The 16587-nt window shown below is 64.4% G+C and carries 16 protein-coding genes; 9 read left to right on the top strand and 7 right to left on the bottom strand.

The genetic code is table 11. From position 1 onward, the window contains the following. Positions 1–49: 49 nt before the first annotated feature. Complete coding sequence (locus EV375_RS00145) at positions 50–262, top strand: hypothetical protein (protein ID WP_130297607.1); 213 nt, start codon at positions 50–52, stop codon at positions 260–262. Positions 263–319: 57 nt separating this feature from the next. After that, entirely contained in the window at positions 320–775 is a 456-nt protein-coding gene (locus tag EV375_RS00140) for a TetR/AcrR family transcriptional regulator (protein ID WP_130297606.1), read from the top strand. A gap of 137 nt (positions 776–912) precedes the next feature. Here the strand turns inward: EV375_RS00140 and EV375_RS00135 are convergent, their stop codons facing one another. The 3 genes from EV375_RS00135 to EV375_RS00125 form a co-directional block, all read right to left on the bottom strand. Beyond that, positions 913–1431, bottom strand: a complete 519-nt coding sequence (locus EV375_RS00135; RefSeq protein ID WP_130297605.1) for a hypothetical protein — start codon at positions 1429–1431, stop codon at positions 913–915. Positions 1432–1571: 140 nt separating this feature from the next. Next, positions 1572–2426, bottom strand: a complete 855-nt coding sequence (locus EV375_RS00130; protein WP_130297604.1) for a cyclase family protein — start codon at positions 2424–2426, stop codon at positions 1572–1574. Further along, positions 2423–3313 (bottom strand): YmdB family metallophosphoesterase, encoded by an 891-nt coding sequence (locus EV375_RS00125; RefSeq protein ID WP_486588196.1) that lies wholly within the window; start codon positions 3311–3313, stop codon positions 2423–2425. Before EV375_RS00125 ends, EV375_RS00130 begins: the two co-directional genes overlap by 4 nt. Positions 3314–3460: 147 nt before the next feature. Here EV375_RS00125 and EV375_RS00120 point away from each other — a divergent pair, with 147 nt between their 5' ends. From EV375_RS00120 to zwf, 4 genes are read left to right on the top strand one after another with little or no spacing between them, the layout of a single operon-like run. Continuing rightward, positions 3461–4834 (top strand): cation:proton antiporter, encoded by a 1374-nt coding sequence (locus EV375_RS00120; RefSeq protein WP_165434656.1) that lies wholly within the window; start codon positions 3461–3463, stop codon positions 4832–4834. Next, complete coding sequence (locus tag EV375_RS00115) at positions 4831–5604, top strand: SDR family oxidoreductase (RefSeq protein ID WP_130297602.1); 774 nt, start codon at positions 4831–4833, stop codon at positions 5602–5604. The genes EV375_RS00120 and EV375_RS00115 overlap by 4 nt, the downstream gene beginning before the upstream one ends. Positions 5605–5641: 37 nt before the next feature. After that, the gene (locus EV375_RS00110) at positions 5642–6181 is read left to right on the top strand and encodes an adenine phosphoribosyltransferase (RefSeq protein WP_130297601.1); all 540 of its coding nucleotides are present in this window, start codon (positions 5642–5644) and stop codon (positions 6179–6181) included. Positions 6182–6230: 49 nt separating this feature from the next. Further along, positions 6231–7751 (top strand): glucose-6-phosphate dehydrogenase, encoded by a 1521-nt coding sequence (zwf, locus tag EV375_RS00105; protein ID WP_130301497.1) that lies wholly within the window; start codon positions 6231–6233, stop codon positions 7749–7751. A 59-nt stretch (positions 7752–7810) separates the two neighbouring features. Here zwf and mtnP read toward each other — a convergent pair whose 3' ends face one another. After that, positions 7811–8749, bottom strand: a complete 939-nt coding sequence (gene mtnP / locus EV375_RS00100) for an S-methyl-5'-thioadenosine phosphorylase (protein ID WP_486588195.1) — start codon at positions 8747–8749, stop codon at positions 7811–7813. 368 nt (positions 8750–9117) lie between these two features. On the opposite strand from mtnP, the gene ilvD reads away from it, so the two are divergent. The 3 genes from ilvD (at position 9118) to EV375_RS00085 (ending at position 11953) form a co-directional block, all read left to right on the top strand. Then, positions 9118–10809, top strand: coding sequence for a dihydroxy-acid dehydratase (gene ilvD / locus EV375_RS00095; protein WP_130297600.1), 1692 nt, complete (start codon positions 9118–9120; stop codon positions 10807–10809). 1 nt (position 10810) lies between these two features. Beyond that, entirely contained in the window at positions 10811–11191 is a 381-nt protein-coding gene (locus EV375_RS00090) for a DUF1330 domain-containing protein (protein WP_130297599.1), read from the top strand. Positions 11192–11512: 321 nt separating this feature from the next. Beyond that, positions 11513–11953, top strand: coding sequence for a hypothetical protein (locus tag EV375_RS00085; RefSeq protein ID WP_130297598.1), 441 nt, complete (start codon positions 11513–11515; stop codon positions 11951–11953). Between the two features lie 1030 nt (positions 11954–12983). On the opposite strand, the gene EV375_RS00080 is transcribed toward EV375_RS00085, so the two are convergent. Genes EV375_RS00080 through EV375_RS00070 form a run of 3 tightly spaced genes read right to left on the bottom strand, consistent with a single transcriptional unit; the run spans position 12984 to position 16575 of the window. Beyond that, complete coding sequence (locus EV375_RS00080) at positions 12984–13742, bottom strand: hypothetical protein (RefSeq protein ID WP_130297597.1); 759 nt, start codon at positions 13740–13742, stop codon at positions 12984–12986. Beyond that, entirely contained in the window at positions 13739–15766 is a 2028-nt protein-coding gene (locus EV375_RS00075; RefSeq protein ID WP_130297596.1) for a hypothetical protein, read from the bottom strand. Before EV375_RS00075 ends, EV375_RS00080 begins: the two co-directional genes overlap by 4 nt. Next, positions 15763–16575, bottom strand: coding sequence for a hypothetical protein (locus EV375_RS00070; RefSeq protein WP_130297595.1), 813 nt, complete (start codon positions 16573–16575; stop codon positions 15763–15765). Before EV375_RS00070 ends, EV375_RS00075 begins: the two co-directional genes overlap by 4 nt. Positions 16576–16587: the final 12 nt, after the last annotated feature.

The following is a 16587-nucleotide window of genomic DNA, read 5'->3' as shown; positions in this document are numbered from 1 at the left end:
CAAGCGCAGCACCGCGATCACTTCCCACTCGAGCGCAGGAGGAAATCACATGGGAGATCTCACTCAGCTCATCGCCCGAAATGTACTCCAGGCCATCAAGGACTTCGGCTACGGCATCAATGCCGGACACGCGATCAAGCACAGGCGCACCCGCCCCGCACAGCACACGCAGCAGACCACTGCGGAAGTCATCCCACACCTCAGTACTCGCGAAGAACCCGAGCAGGCCCCGCTGTTAGGCGCACATCGCCCCACCGCGTAACTCACCCACGAGACCCCCTCGTGGGAACGACAACACTCTCTATGAAAGGTGAATCCCGTGACCACCTTGGACACCGGAACCCTCATGGCCTACCTCGACGGACGCCAGGTGCGCTGGGAGGTGACGCTCGAAGGATGCATCAACGACGCGGGGGAAGCCCCCAACGCGCAGCTCCTTGCTGTCTTCGACGCCCTGCAGCAGTGGGCATCGGACCCCTCCCGTTTCCGCGGATGCTTCTTCAGCTACGCCACGGCCGAACTCGCCGGCAAAGAACACCAGCTCCGAATCATGATCACCTCATACAAGCAGACGCTGCGTGAGCGGATGCTCGAGCTCGCCAAGGCGACCGAGGCGTCAGAGCCTGAACATCTCGTCGACCAGTTGCTGCTGATCTACGAAGGCGCCATCGCCACACACGCCCTGGGCAACGTCCTCGAGGCGGCCAAGACAGCTCACGTGACGGCACGACAGCTCATCGCAGCCGCCACCGCGCCACAGCACGTCAGCGTCTAGGGGCCGTCAATGTGGATGACTGCCTGGGCAAGTGACAGGCAGTCGCTATCCCCGTCGCGAGGGAAATGCGGTTGCCGCAAAGCCTGCAGGCTTTGCGGCAACCGCATTTGACGTCCCCTTGAGGACCGGCAGCGCGATTACGGCTGCGCGACAAGCGTGACCTGATCCATCCCGCTCGCCGAGGAGATCCCCTCACCCAGGCACTTCACCGCGTCAGCGGAAGGAGAGGCCAGGAACCGGCTTGCGCTGTATCCGTTGAACTGTCCACCAGTCACCGAGCCCACGCCGGCTGCCACAGTCTGCCCTGCGGGCCTGCCCACCGCGTAGGTGAAGGTCGCGGAGCTCTTCGGCCCCTTGTCCCAGTGGAACTGGGTCGAGCCCACCGTGATGAGCTGGTTGACCAGGCAACTGGCCTCGACGGTGTAGCTGGAGGAGAACGTAACGCTGCGCACCGGCCCGCCGTTGCAGGACAGAGTGCTGTGCGCGGAGACCTTGGTGGGTCGCTTCTTGACGGTCAGTCCGGGCGAGTAGGTCTCTTTGACGCTTCCTGCGCATGTGATCACCGAGGACGGGGACGCTGAGACCGCGGACGCTGGAGCAGCAGCGCTCACCACGGTGAGCAGGGCAGCGCCAGACAGCCAGAGAAGACGACGCATGAGAAGACTCCTTGGAAGTAGTGCCAGATGGGAAGCGCTCAACAGCCCTTCGTCACACCCCGCCCAGGGGCGTCTGACAAGGCCGAATACTCAGAGAAAGACCAGCGCAGAATTTCGATCAGCTCCGAAGGGCCCGACGGCTACACCGAGCCGGGCCGGCTGTGCAGAGCAACAGCCCTGCCGGGCGCCCCAGTACCGCCTTCGACCTTCAGCGGCAGGAAGCAGAACCAAGCGCCCCGAGACGGCAACTGCTCCAGCCCGGTGAGGCATTCGATGTACACCGCGCCCGAACTCAGACCGAGCACATGCACAGGAACCGGGTCGTGAGCCTGGCCGATGGAGGGCGCATCGATCCCGGCGCAGCGCACCCCTCGATCCAGCAGGAGTTCCATTGCTGCCACAGTGGGAGCTGGCCATCCCGGAGCCTGGCCGGTCACGATGACATCGTGCAGATAGGCGCTGCCTTCGGGACCCCGCCGATAGAGCCGATCCCAACCGGTGTGAAACAGCACGATGTTCGACGGATCCAGCCGGCCGTGGCGCTCCTCCCAGGCAGCGATGTGCTCAGGATCGATGCCGGGACTGACCCCAGCCTCAGCGCTCTGGTCAGTCAGCTCCACGACATCGATGACCGCTGCCGGCCCCATGAGCTGGGAAACCGGAACCTTCTCCGCTGTGGTATCCCCTTCCGGCGCTGCGCCGGGGAGTCCGGAATCGGGTGGGGGAACGAAGTGACTGGGAGCGTCGAAGTGGGTGCCTGTATGTTCATCGATGGCCATCCACCGTGTGGAATACGGTGCGCCACTGCGGTTGTAGACCGCACCGGCGCTGTCCTTGAGGGTGGAGAACCAGTGCCAGACCTTGTGCTGGAACGGCTGGTGTGTCGCCCAGTGGCAGGGCAAGTCCTCGGCAAGCAGCAACGAAAGGTCGAGGACTTCGCACCCTGGCATGAACGGCCCCGCTGTCTGGTCCAGAGGGAGAGCGTTCTGGGTCATGATGCCTGCTCCTCGCTCGTCGGCCAGGAGACCCGCTCCAGCCGCACGGCGCGCTCGTGGCGGATTTCCAGCAGCACGGCCCCCAGCACCAGCGGACCGAGGCTGACCGAAGGCAGCGGAGCGGAGAAGGGATTTCCCGTCTCGCGAAGACCGGACACGAGGTTCGCCGGCGCGAACCCCTGAACTCCGTCGCCCGGGCCCGTCATGCCGACCTCGGCAACGAACCCGGTGCCTCCCGGCAGGATATGCAGCGGCCCCGTGGCCTCGTGCGTGTGACTACCGAGAACCGCCGCGGCCTGTCCGTCCACCGCATGCGCGAAGATCTGCTTCTCCAACACGTGATCACCGTGGTAGTCGACGATCACCGTTCCTGCCTTGGGAGCCGCGCACCACGCTTCATACGCAGGACGGAACTTGCCCGCTGTCGCCTTCACCGACTTCATCGCACAGTGATCCGCCAAGTTCAGCACGGTGACCAACTCGCCGTGCACCTCAACCTGAACGCTGCCTCGCCCCGGCACCCCTGCGTGGAGGTTTTCCGGTCGGACAACCTGGGGGAGTGCGAGCAGCTCGACGGACTCTTCGCTGTCCCAGGAATGGTTGCCACCCGTAAGAACATCGACCCCGGCTTCCAGCAACGCATCCACCTGCTTGGCGCCCATGCCGAGCCCGTTCGGAGCGCAGTTCTCAGCATTGGCCACCACAAGATCGACCCGGTGATCACGACGCAGCGCCGGCAGGCTCTCCGCAAGCCGAGCCGACGCACGCTCACCAACGATGTCTCCACAAAAAAGGACAATCACAAGCGGCTCCTTTGAATTGAGAATATCGGCCGCAAGACTCTTCCCGGTTTCTATCCTGAAAAATAAATAGGCCGCATCGACCAAGAGTCACACCGAATGCTGCTACTTTGGTGCAGTTCCCCCAGGATGAATGTGCACCTCTGTTGTGTCAGAAATAGAGTGGTGTTAAGTACGCACAGGGAATTATGTTCTGGAATTCGTTATCCCAGTCATCGAATTCCGGAGGAACGGATGTCGCTGTCAGCGGCCGACGTCGCACACCTGCTGGCCGTACTGATGATCATCGTTCTCGTCGCCCACCTGATGGGGCGACTCTTCATCCGACTCCGGCAACCATCAGTGATCGGTGAGGTAGTCGGAGGATTGCTACTGGGCCCCACAGCGCTGGGGGCACTTGCGCCCGGAACCACCGCCGAGCTCTTTCCCACTTCAGGCCCAGTCGCTGCGGGACTCGACGTGGTGTACCAGATCGGGCTGCTGCTCATGATGTTCCTGGCCGGTTCAGAGCTGCGGGTGCGGACCCAAGCACGGGAACGACGCACTGCTGCCGTCATCGCCGCTGCAGGACTGGTACTGCCATTCGCCGCCGGAGTGTTGATCGTGCGCATGGTCGACTACCGGGACTTCTCCGGGCCGAACGGAACAGCGCTGTCCCTGGCGCTGGTCTTCGGGATCGCCACTGCGGTGGCCGCGATCCCCGTGATCTCCAGGATCGTGATGGATCTGGGGATCCAAGACACAGCGTTCGCGCGGATTGTGCTCATGGTCGCCGTCGCCGAAGACGCAGTCCTCTACATCGTGCTGGCAGTGGTCCTCGGCCTGGCTGCGGCCCAGTCCTCCGAAGCAACAGGACTGTGGGCACTGGCACATACGCACGAGGCGCTTCCGACGATGGCGTACTACATCATCGCCACCCTGCTGTTCTTCGGCGTGTGCGCACTATGGGGCCCCCGGTTCTACCACTGGCTGGTCGGTCACCGCTGGAACGCCGTCGAGCGGCAGAGCCCCACAGCATTCCGCCTGGTCTTCCTGTTCGCGGGCGTCGCCGGCTGTGCCGCAGTAGGCATCAACCCCGTCTTCGGTGCACTGATGGCCGGACTCTGCGCGGCCCGAGGCGACGCCGGAAACAGCGACCTTCAGGCAGAGGGGCGAGCACTGCACGCCTGGGAGGCGATCAAACACTTCTCTCTGGCCTTCTTCATACCGGTCTACTTCGCACTCGTTGGCCTCCGGCTCGACCTCACGCGGCAGTTCGACCCAATCTTCTTCGCCTGGTTCCTGACGCTTGCCTGCGCCGTCAAAGGCGGCAGCGTGTGGCTGGCCGGAATGGCTTCAGGCGAGGGGCGCACCTTCTCCGCCCGGCTGGCCGTAGCCCTGAACGCCCGCGGAACCGTCGGCGTACTGCTCGCCACCGTCACCTACAGCGCCGGAATCATCAACGCCGAGTTCCTGGCCGCCCTCGTGCTGATGTCGATCGTGACCTGCCAGATCGCCGGTTTCTGGCTCGAGCGGGCCCTCGCACGCGACGCGAGGAGGCAACGTCTCGCCCCGCAGTACCAAACGGCGCAGCGCCACACGAGCTCGATACCCCAGGAGATTCCATGAACAGTTCCGCAGAACGGCTGGCGGGAAAGTCTTGTCTGGTCACCGGAGGCGCCTACGGCATCGGCAGAGCTACGGCCGAACGCTTTGCACGTGAGGGTGCCCGCCTGGTGATCAGCGACGTGGAGGAGGAAGCGCTGACACACCTTGGCGCTGAACTCACCGCCAGCGGTACCGAGGTCAGCACAGTGGTTGGCGATGTCTCCGATCCTGCCGACGCCAGACGCATGATCGATACTGCGGTGGACGCCCACGGCGGGCTGGACGTGCTGGTGGCCAACGCGGGCGTGCTCCCGCTGCAGGAGATCACCGAAGCCACCGCAGAAGACTGGGATCACGTGATGGCCATCGACGGCCGCGGCATGTTCCTGACCTGCAAGTACGCCATCGAAGCCATGCTGCCGGCCGAACATGGGTCGATCATCTGCCTGTCCTCAATCTCCGGCCTGGCCGGCCAGAAGGGCCAGAGCACATACGGCCCGGCCAAGTTCGTGGCCTCCGGGCTGACGATGCACCTGGCGGTCGAGTGGGCCGAGCACGGCATCCGCGTGAACGCGGTCGCACCCGGAACCATCAGGACCGAACGAGTAAGGCGTCTGCCTCAGGAACCGGGCGGCACGCAGTACCTGACCAGGATCGAACAACAGCACCCCCTTGGACGACTTGGCGAACCGGAGGAGGTCGCGGCGGCGATCTGCTTCCTGGCCTCCGATGATGCCTCCTTCATCACCGGCACGGTTCTGCCGGTCGACGGCGGCTACCTGGCCCAGTGAAACAGCCCCAACGCACAGCCTGAGACGGAGAAGAGCGATGCTTAAGACCACAGCACTCACCGACGCCCTCGAGGCCAAGATCCGGCTGTTCCCCGACTTTCCCAAGCCGGGAATCCAGTTCCAGGACCTCACCCCGGTCTTCGGACAGCCCTCTCTCGTGCGGAGAGTGGCGGAAGCGTTCACGGGCGCATTCCAAGGAGAGTTCGACCAGGTCCTCGCCGTCGAGGCACGGGGGTTCATACTCGGGACCGCCGTGGCGATAGTCAGCGACCGACCGCTCGCACTGGCCCGGAAGACGAACAAGCTTCCCGGCCCCGTGCATCGAGCGGATTACGCGCTCGAGTACGGCACCGCCACCCTGGAGCTGCAGAAAGACACCCTGGTTCCGGGCGAGCGAGTCCTGGTGGTTGATGACGTCCTGGCCACCGGCGGAACGCTTGCCGCGGCCAGAGAGTTGATCCTGGGCAGTGATGCCGTCGTGGCCGGGTACGCCGTGGTGACAGCGATCCCCGGACTGCAGGGACAGGCACGCCTGGCTCCCGAGCAGGTTTTCTCCCTGCTGTCGGCCTCCGGCTGAGCGTGACGCTGTCTCATCCCGGAGGCCGACACCAGTGCTGTCACCGTCAATCACCTCACCACACCCACCTCCTGATGTACTGGCTCGCAGGCACTTGCCCCTCACCGAGCCCTCGGGCCTGGTCATCTTTGGTGTCACCGGCGACCTGTCATGCCGGAAACTGATACCTGCGGTCTACGACCTGGCCAACCGGGGTCTGTTACCGGCGCACTTCTCACTCATCGGGTTCGCCCGCTGCCAGAAACCGGGCGAAGACATCGCCCGGCAACTGCGCGAGGCTGCTGAAGACAACGCCCGTACCCCCTTCCGCGAGGAGGTCTGGGCGCAGCTCGTTCAGAACATGCGCTTCGTCCAGGGAGACCTCGAAGACGACAACGCCTTCGAGACGCTCAAAGCTCTCATGGCGGCAGACGGCCAACTCCACGGCCCTGGCGGCAACTTCGCCTTCTACCTGGCCCTGCCGCCCACCGTCTTCCCCAGGGCCATCCAGCAGCTCAACCGACACCGCCTGACGAACCAGGAACATGGAGCATGGCGGCGCGTCGTGATCGAAAAACCCTTCGGCCACGACATCACATCCGCGCGGGAGCTGAACGCAGTCGTAGCGGAGGCCTTCGCCCCCGAGCAGATCTTCCGCATCGACCACTACCTGGCCAAGGAGACCGTCCAGAACATCCTCGCGCTGCGTTTCGCCAACGTGATGTTCGAACCCATCTGGAACCGCCGCTACGTCGACCACGTACAGATCACCATGGCCGAGGACGCCGGCGTCGGCGGCCGCGCCAGCTACTACGACGGCACCGGATCAGCTCGGGACGTGATCCAGAACCATTTGCTCCAACTCCTTGCTCTGACCGCGATGGAGGAGCCTGCCGCTTTCGACACCGACTCCCTGGTCACCGAGAAGCTCAAGGTACTCAACGCAGTCCACCTGCCTGGCGAACTGAGCAAGCACACTGTGCGCGGCCAGTACACAGCAGGCAGGCAGGATGGTCGCAGAGTGCGCGGCTACCTGGAAGAAGAGGGCATCCACTCCCACTCCAGGACCGACACCTACGCGGCAATCAAACTGCACTTGGACAACCGCCGATGGGCGGGAGTCCCCTTCTACCTGCGGACAGGAAAGCGCCTCAGCCGACGCCTCACCGAGATCGCGGTCATCTTCCGGAGCGCCCACTCACCCTTCGACACCGCCGCCACCGAACAACTGGGCGGGAACGCCATCGTGATCCGCGTCCAGCCGGACGAGGGCATCACCGCGCGCTTCGGTTCCAAAGTGCCCGGCCCGTCCATGAATATCCGGGACGTGACGATGGACTTCTCCTACGGAGAGACCTTCCCTCAGCCCAGCCCGGAGGCATATGAACGACTCATCCTCGACGTCCTGCTCGGCGACCCCGGACTCTTCCCCCGCACCGAAGAGATCGAGCTCTCGTGGAAGATCCTCGACCCGATCGAGGAGTACTGGGAGGCCCTGGGCAGGCCGGCGCCCTACCGCGCAGGAACCTGGGGCCCCGCCGAGGCAGACGAGCTGCTCGCACGCGAGGGGAGACGCTGGCGGCGGCCGTGAATCACAGCCGCCGCCACGTCGAACGAGTGGACCCGGCCGCCATGGTGCGGCCGGTTCACTCACACCGGCTGCGTGTCGGTCACCGGACGCTCTGTCGGAGTACTGCTGGTGCAGTACTTGCCGATGAGCAGCTCGTTTCGATCACGAGTGATGGGCGGCACTGCGTCGAGGGGAGTGATGATGGAATCGGCAAGAGCCTCCTGGCATGCACACTCTGCCTCGACGTCCAGAGACTCCAGCAGGGACACCAGCGTGGCCTTAGCAGCAGCGCTGTTCTGCTTCATCACCGCTGCCACTCCACCGGCACTCACATCATCGAATCCCACTCGCCAGCAGTCGTAGTCGGTGACCAGCGCGAGACCGGCGTAGCAAAGCTCCGCCTCGCGCGCCAGCTTTGCCTCAGGGAGCGCCGTCATGCCGATGATGTCCATACCCCAGGACCGGTACAGCTCCGACTCCGCCCGGGTGGAGAACTGGGGTCCCTCCATGCAGCAGTAGGTGCCGGCCTCGTGCAGATCCGCAGAAGTCGCACGCCGGCTTGCCGAAGCAAGCAGCGGGCGCAGCCTTCCGCAGAACGGCTCACCGAATGGCACGTGCACGACCAGGTTCTCCTCAAAGAACGTCGTGGCACGTCGATTCGTGCGGTCCACGATCTGGTCAGGAACGACCAGATCGCCCGGCTTGAAGTCCTCGCGCAGGCTTCCGACCGCACTCACGCTGATCACTTGGCGAACGCCGAGGCTCTTGAGTGCGTAGATGTTCGCTCGGGCCGGGACATGCGTCGGAGTGAACTGATGGGCACGGCCGTGCCGGGGCAGGAATGCCACCGACACACCACCCAGCGAGCCCACCATCAAGGAATCGCTCGGATCACCGTACGGGGTGGGCACATGCACCGGGCGCACGTCGGTCAATGCCTCGATGTCATATAGGCCACTACCGCCAATGATGCCGACGTGTACATTTCCTGCACCGGAACCAGACAGCACTTTTGACACTCCCAAAGAAAAGTCTATCCCTTAGCGTTCACTGCGACGCTACCGGTCAACTGGCATGAAAATAAACGGACATCGGACGCACAGATATACACCTTTGAGGGTAGGCGCCCTACGCCCAAAGGTGGCTTCTCATCATGGATTCTGTTGCCATGGGGGACTGACCCATAGGGTTACAAGCATCAGTAGATGCAACTTCACAAGCTGCAAGATTCCCATAATTGCTATGTGGAGTACGGATTTGACGTACCCACAGCCCGCGAACCAGTACCAGTGAACAGCACCCCACGTGCTATGGCTTGCGGCCAGGATCCTCGACCTAAAGCCGGGACTGAAGAGCAGTCCTGCACCAGAGCAGGGGGACGTGACCCATGAACCCGTTCCTGAGCGGCCGTGACCGCGCTCCGGCACGCGCAGCGTTGCGAGCCATAGGCCTGTCTACCGAAGACCTGGCCAAACCAGTCATCGGAGTGGCGCACAGCTGGATCGGCACCATGCCCTGCAACCTCAACCACCGCCGTCTCGCCGAAGCGGTCATGGCAGGAATCCGAGCTGCCGGCGGCACACCGATGGAGATCAACACCGTAGCCATCTCCGATGTCATCACCATGGGCACCGAGGGCATGCGAACCTCGCTGGTCAGCCGCGAAGTGATCGCTGACTCCATCGAACTGGTAGGCCGCGGCCACGCCTTGGACGGCCTGGTCACTCTTGCCGGCTGCGACAAGACCATCCCAGCCGCTGCCCTGGCCCACGTCCGGCTCGGCATCCCCGGACTGATCCTCTATTCCGGCACCATGCTTCCCGGCAACTTCCGCGGCAGCGAGGTAACGCTGCAAGACGTCTTCGAGGCAGTAGGCCGCAACGCAGCCGGCGAACTGGACGACAGCGGCCTGGAGGAGCTCGAGCGCGCAGCCTGCCCAGGTGCCGGAGCCTGCGCAGGGCACTACACCGCCAACACCATGGCCATGGCCATGGAATTCCTCGGGCTCAGCCCGTTCGGCTCCATGGATCCCCCCGCCTCCGATCCTCGCAAGGCGGCGGTATGCAAAGACGCCGGAGCCCTCGTCATGAAACTGGTGAACCAAGGGCTGACACCACGGCAGATCCTCACGCCGGATGCCGTCCGAAACGCCATCACCGCAGCCGTGGCCACCGGTGGTTCGACGAACCTCGTACTGCACCTGCTCGCGATCGCGCAGGAGGCAGGCATTCCCTTGAGCATGGACGACTTCGACACCATCAGCGCAGGCACCCCCGTCATCGCAGACCTACGACCAAGTGGCCGCTACACAGCCGTAGATCTCGACCGTGCCGGAGGCACACGTCTCGTCGGCAAGGTGCTGGCCGACGCCGGACACCTCGCCGACAACGCACTCACCGTCACTGGCCACTCCCTCAAGGCCGAGCTCTGCCACGCTCAGGAGGCAGAGGGACAACGGGTCGTTCTGCCCTGCGACCGGCCCTTGAGTGACACGGGTGGCCTGCTGGTCCTCAAGGGAAATCTGGCGCCCGCCGGTGCTGTCGTGAAGGCCTCAGCCACTGTCACAGCTCAAATGACCGGCCCAGCAGCGGTCTTCGACTCCGAAGAAGACGCCATGACCGCTGTGCAGGACGGGAGGATCCAGGCTGGCGACGTCCTGGTGATCCGCTACGAAGGCCCATGCGGCGGCCCCGGCATGCGCGAAATGCTCGGCGTCACCGCCGCACTTGTCGGCCACGGATTAGGCAGCTCCGTCGCCCTGGTGACCGACGGCCGCTTCTCCGGCGCAACCCGCGGACTCATGGTCGGCCACGTTGCACCAGAAGCAGCCGACGGAGGCCCCCTCGCCGCGTTGCGCAACGGAGACCAGATAACGGTCGATCTGACCGCACGCAAGCTCTCAGCCCACCTGACAGAACACGAAGTGGAAGAGCGGATGAACCACTGGACACCGCCACCACCCCGATACACGACCGGAGTCATGGCCAAGTACCGGGACACAGTCTCCTGTGCTTCGGTAGGTGCCACCACCGTGCCGACACCCGCACCGGTAACGACGCAAGAGGCAGACGGGAGCTGAGATGGCAGTCGACCCAACAGGCAAGGACCTGAAGCGTTTCCTCGAGGAAGACCCGGATCAACCCATCGTGATGCTGAACCTGCTTCGCTTCACCGAAGGGGGCGAACAGGGGTACGCGAACTACCTCCGCCACTTCCGCCCTCACGCGGAGCGAGTCGGCGCAACGATCATCTACTACGGAACCGGCTCCACCCCCGTGGTCGCTGAAGCCGGACAGGACTGGGACGCGGTCCTGCTCGTCTCCTACCCCTCCCGCCACGCCTTCTCGCAGATGGTGCGCGACGAGGACTACCAGCGAGGCACTCATCTGCGTTCCGAGTCAGTAATCGAAGCGACTCTGCAACCCACCATCGACGCCCACGCCACGGTCTGGCCGGCCTGACTTCCTCCCTTCAAGAGCAGCTTCATCTCTGGGCGCACTCCCAAGAGGTCAGAAACCTCTCGCGACTGACTGCTCTCCGCCTGCGGCACTAAGCATGGGCGAGGGCTTGATCGATGTCGATGCATCAGGGGTTAAGGACTACGAGTGCCGGGGCCAGAGGTGATGGCTTTCCGTCGCTCGACTGTCACACGGAGCGAACAGGAACCGAGTACGGGGCGACCTCGCAACCGTCGCGCGGTGAAACGGGGCGGGAGTGAAGCCGGTCTCGGCGGGAACCCGATTGATGGCCAGAATCGCCACGGAGTGGGAAACGGGCGCGCGATGGTACGGCTACTCGTCGAAGGCAATGATCTGGTCGTTCGACTGCCCTGGTGGGAGAAAGCGGCGGCGCGGCACGGGGACGCGCGCATGCCGTTCGCCGCGGTACGGCACGTGAGGGTCGAGCATGACTGGTGGCGTGCCCTGCGCGGAGTCGCTCACCGGGGCGTCTGGATTTCGGGGATGTTGTATGTCGGCACACGCCGCCACCACCGGGAGGACGACTTCGTCGCCTTCCGGCCCGGCCGTCCTGTGGTGTGCGTCGAGCTGTGGCCCGGGTCGCCATGGAGGCTGCTCTCCGTCTCCGTGACGGACCCCGAAGCCACAGCAGAGTGGCTCCATGATCGGGCGCCGGACCTCGATCCCCGCGGATGGGACAGGAGCGCGCAGGCCGAGGTGTGGGACTGGGTCGCCGACCGTCTCACGCTGTGGCCGAGTCCCTAGAACGAGCCGGGTGCCTGTCGTCGCACGATCGGTGCCAACCGCTGCCTGACGGCGCCCACACCCCTGGCAGCCTGCGCAGGAAACGGTTGACGGCCCGGGCTTCGCGTCGAGCGCTGCCACGGCCTCCACACCGGGTACCACGTCCGTGCCCTCGACGGCGCGGCGACCGCGGCACGCGTGGAGTGTGTGCGTTCTCAATTGGGCGTGTCCAACGAACGGTTGATCTGGGGCTGTTGGTCAGCGGCGGGCTGCGGAGACCGGCCTTCGAAGGCGAGCACGGGCCCGATCGACCAGCATCCCTACCAGTTGCTCATCCACCGCCCCAGCCGCAGGCTCCGACGGCTTGGCGGGCTCCTCGGCGGCCTCGGCCCCGTTCACAACATCAGTCATCCGGTGTCACTCCATGATCGGCAGTTCCACCGTTCGTTGTATGCACCCGCACCAAGGCGCAAGCGAGCAAGGAGACCAGTACTCAGACGGTCGCTTGTGTGGTACCGGCTAACGCCTCGTTTTCCTGCTTCATCGCCGCGCCCCTTCGGCATGGACACCCGACCGCGCCCTGAAGCCGTCTCAACTGCTCACCTCTGTACCTCGACGGTCCTCGGGATGGAAGTGATTGTGAGTCCCGGGCTGGCGTGAAAGCTAGGGGTGTTGGCGAGAGCTGATCGCGCCAAAGGTAATCAAGGGGCGCGGGAGCCCCAATCGAGGACATGGATTCCTGTGCTCTTGATGAGGTCGGTGTCGAGGCGTAGGAGTTGGAAGGGGGAGCGGCCATGGCGGTGTAACCACTGGCAGCGACGGTGCTGTTCTGCACGGCTGATGTCATGCCATTGGTCATAATGCACGCCCGGTGTGTCGTAGGAGTTCTCCCTAGCCCACTCGCTGACGCAATAGGTGTCGTGCGGGTCGTTGTGCAAAGTGATCAGCGCCCATGCGGTCCCGTACGGCATTGTCAGCCCGTGCTGGATCATGAGCCTGCGAGTGCGTAACTGCAGCCGAGGGGCCAGAAGCCATCGGGTGGTGTGCTGGTTCATTCCGGTGTGCTCCGGGGTTCGTCTGAGGAATGCCATCGGGCGGCCGTGGCTCCCAGGCTGTGATGGCCGAGCGTGTGGAGGGTCCGGGTGAGCGCCTCGAGGAAGACTTCGCGCTGCTGAGGTGTCTGCAGGACATTGATGAGCCGGTCGGTGAAGCGCCTGATGTCACTGCGGATGTCGCCATCCCCAGAGGTCTGGGGGAGGGGTAGATCCTCCAACGCTGTCTTCAGCTGGGGGATTTCACTGTGTCGGTCGGGGAACTGAGCCATCCACCACACTCGGCGCACGTCAGGATCGGCGAGTATGCGCTGCAGATGTGCCAGGTGACGCAGCTCGTCTTCGTGCTCGAGCTCGCTGGCCTGTTGACGACGTGCGTGTTCTTCGGCCAGGTCCCGGTCTTGAGATGAAGCGGTCAGCTGAACGGAAACGGTGATCTTTAGTCCGGCTACTGGGGGAGTCCACCGACTCACAGCTGTATGGGCTGCGTCCTGAGCAGCGTCGAGACGCAGAACGGAATGACTCTCCAGGACCTGGCCTACAGCGCGGCGTAGGTGATGACGGAGGAGCCCTGCGAGGTTGGGATAGGCGTTTGCCTCGTCCTCTTCCAGGCGCCACGCACCGCGGAGGTTCACGGTGAAGAACACGCTGGAGATGTGGCTGGCCATCCGCTCGCCATTCAGGGTGAGCGGATGTGTTGCGTCAGCGTCGACTGCTTGCTGGCGGGCAGCCTTACCGCGCCACAGCAGGATGTTCACGCCGCCCGTGAGGCGCCTTGGCCGTCAGGCTCAGGCACCGCGTGGGATTCGCCCGGGAAGGCCGTCTGGCCGCCGAACAACTGATCAAGTAGCTTCCGGCGCCGGCTCCGCCCGAGGTCGGGGCCGTCAGCAGAACTCACCAGCACGTTGGAGACTGTTGTTCTGCCAACGAGCCCGCGGAGCACTGTTGTGGCCAGGGGCAGGACCTGCTCGTCGGATAGCTTGTCCGAATCCAGCCAGGCCGCCAGGTGTTCATGGGCTGCCTCAGCTGTACCGGGTTCCGACATCGCCGCGCGCCAGCCGCGTATGAAGAGCCGACCAGTCTGCGCATCGGCCGGGTCTTCAGCCGCATCATCCGCTGTCGGGGGAATCGGGAGCAGCTTGTCGCTTGTGACATCAGTCAGCGCCAGGAAGGTGCTTGCTCCGGCCTGACGCATGGCCAGCTCGTCCGATTCGGACCACTCGACAATCTCCGACAGAAGCAAGAGACGCTGCTCCGGAGCACTGGCCAACGTGCGTACCGCCTCTGCCACTGCCTCTCGAGCCCGGCCATCCCCTCGTGATGCGAGCAGCCGCAGCCGGGTCAAGGCAACACGGGGATACCTTTCTCCCAGCCTGCCGGCACACAGCTCCGCCACTGCCGTCGCCAGCGCCTCGCTGGTACCGGCTTGGTGCGCCCAGTCGTACAACTGCTTGCGGACGCGGACACCTATGACGGGGTGGAGAGCCATCGTCTCCAGGATTTCCAAGGCCAACTGCCGGTGCTCGACACGACCCATGTCGATCCAGTTACTTGCCACCGACGACACCTTCGTGCCGCCCGGCAGCAAGGACAGCTGAACAAGAGCGTCCGCGATGCGACGCAGATGACGCACAGCAATCCCGTTCGCAGCGCTGATCCTCGATGCCCACTCCAGCAGCACGTTCCTCAGCTGGGGCCGCTGCTCCCACACGTGCGTCAAGACGGCCTCGGCCAGCCCATGGCGCTCGGCCTCCAGCGAGATCTTCTCGCCCACTCGCGACGCCTTGATGGTGCTCAGCCGCACAGACAGGTCCCGGCCGGCCAACGCACCCCCCGGCGGCAAGACGCCCCCGACCGCCCTGAAGAGCTGGTCAGCGGCATCCATCACGACATCGGCCGGCGCTCCCTCCAGCAAGGCCGCAGCCACCAGAAGTGACCGCTCGTGCAGGTCTTCTGCACTGCAGTGCTTGTCGAACCAGCCCCGCAGATGCTCCTTCCAGCCAGTGAACTCCTGCCTGACCGTGTCTTTGCCGTTCTCGTCAGCGCCGGCGACAAGCTCGGCCAAGCGAGCTGCGTCGCGGGCATGCGTCCCCTCAGTCAGCAGCCCCTGAAGGGGAGCCTCGTCCAGCCAATTCACCCTGTCAGCAGCCAGATACCGCAGATGAGCCTTGGCAACCCGCTCCGCTGGAGGACGCCGTAGAGCCACGCTCGGCACGTTGATGAGATGTCCCGGGCTCCATGTACCCGGAGTCGCCAGAATGATCAAGATGGCTTCAGACGCTTCAGCGTCCTTCCGGTAGTTGGAGAGCCCTGTGTAGAACTCCTCAGGCAAAGAGCTGTAGTTCGTAAGGTCCAGGACGAACGCGTGCCTCGGGGTGTGCGGGATCTGCTCCGCACGTGGGCTGTCCCAGTCCAGCAGCAGCCATTGGACCTGCTCTCGTGGCACTCGCGCCTCATGCAGTACACGCAGCGCCGCAGCGCGCCGTCCTGAACCTGCCTCACCGAGGAGAACAAGCACGTTGCACGGCTGCACGGCTTCACGGCGCAACATGCCTGCCGCCTCGGCCACCTGCCCCCGCCGTAGCTCGCTGACCGATGCGTCGAAGAAGGCCCGCTCCACGAGGTCCATCTCCAGCTTGTCTACCTGGACCCCGCCCAGGTACTCCCAACCCCGCACGTACTGGTGATGATGTTCCTCGTAGTCGCCGCTGACCTGGTTCACCCTGGCGTTGTCAGAAGCCTCGGCCTGCTGATTCACCCTCGTCTCTTCACGCACCGTCATTTCCCCTCCGGACGGATGGTGTTCTGATCACGACCGACCTGCACAATTCGTGCATGACCACTCGCCTTGGCCTTCTGCTTCACCACGCCTTGTGATTCCCCGTCGCCGTTGCTCCCCGTGTCCCTCTGTCCTGCGGAGCGCCGTGACGGACTCGCTATCTCGCGCTCGGCGGCCGTGAGGTAGGTACTGAGCACCGTGGGAGTCACACCAGGGACCAGCAGCCTGCATGCTTCCTCGAAGTCCTGTTTCCCTTCCACGCGAGCTGTGGCCAGCAGGAACTGATGCCCATCGAGGCGTGGTGTGCGCCCTGCATGCACCGTGCGGCGGAACGCGGTCTCTGAGACAACAGCCGCCAGAAAAACGCCACTTTCCACTGCGGCGGTCATCGCTTGCCGCACGGCCTGACTCTCGACCAGCCGGCACGCCTCGTTGATGGCGTCACCCCGGTGACTCGACGGCGACAGCGGTCCGACGTGCACACTTGCCCGCAACCGAATCGTCGGCGCGCTGGCCAACCGCATCCGGTCGTATCGGGCCAGAGCAGCATCCAGATGTCCGAGCAGGGGGTCGACCAGACGCGCCAGGTGCCGGGTAGGCAACACGAAGATGCCGCCATCGCCGGTGTCCTTGACAGCTTCGATGTCTTTCAGCCCGCTCTGGTCGAAGACGGTGACCAGGATGTCATCCAGATCCAAACGCGCCGGGGCCATTCTCGCCTCGGGAATCTGGCTGTAGCCCTTCATATCGACCACAAAGAGCGCATGCTCCGGCGGTACATCGAGCGCATCAGAGGGGACGGAAGATTCCACGGAGGCACCGGC

The organism is Streptomyces sp. CNZ301 (genome assembly GCF_004217425.1).
This window is presented reverse-complemented; position numbering and strand designations above follow the sequence as displayed.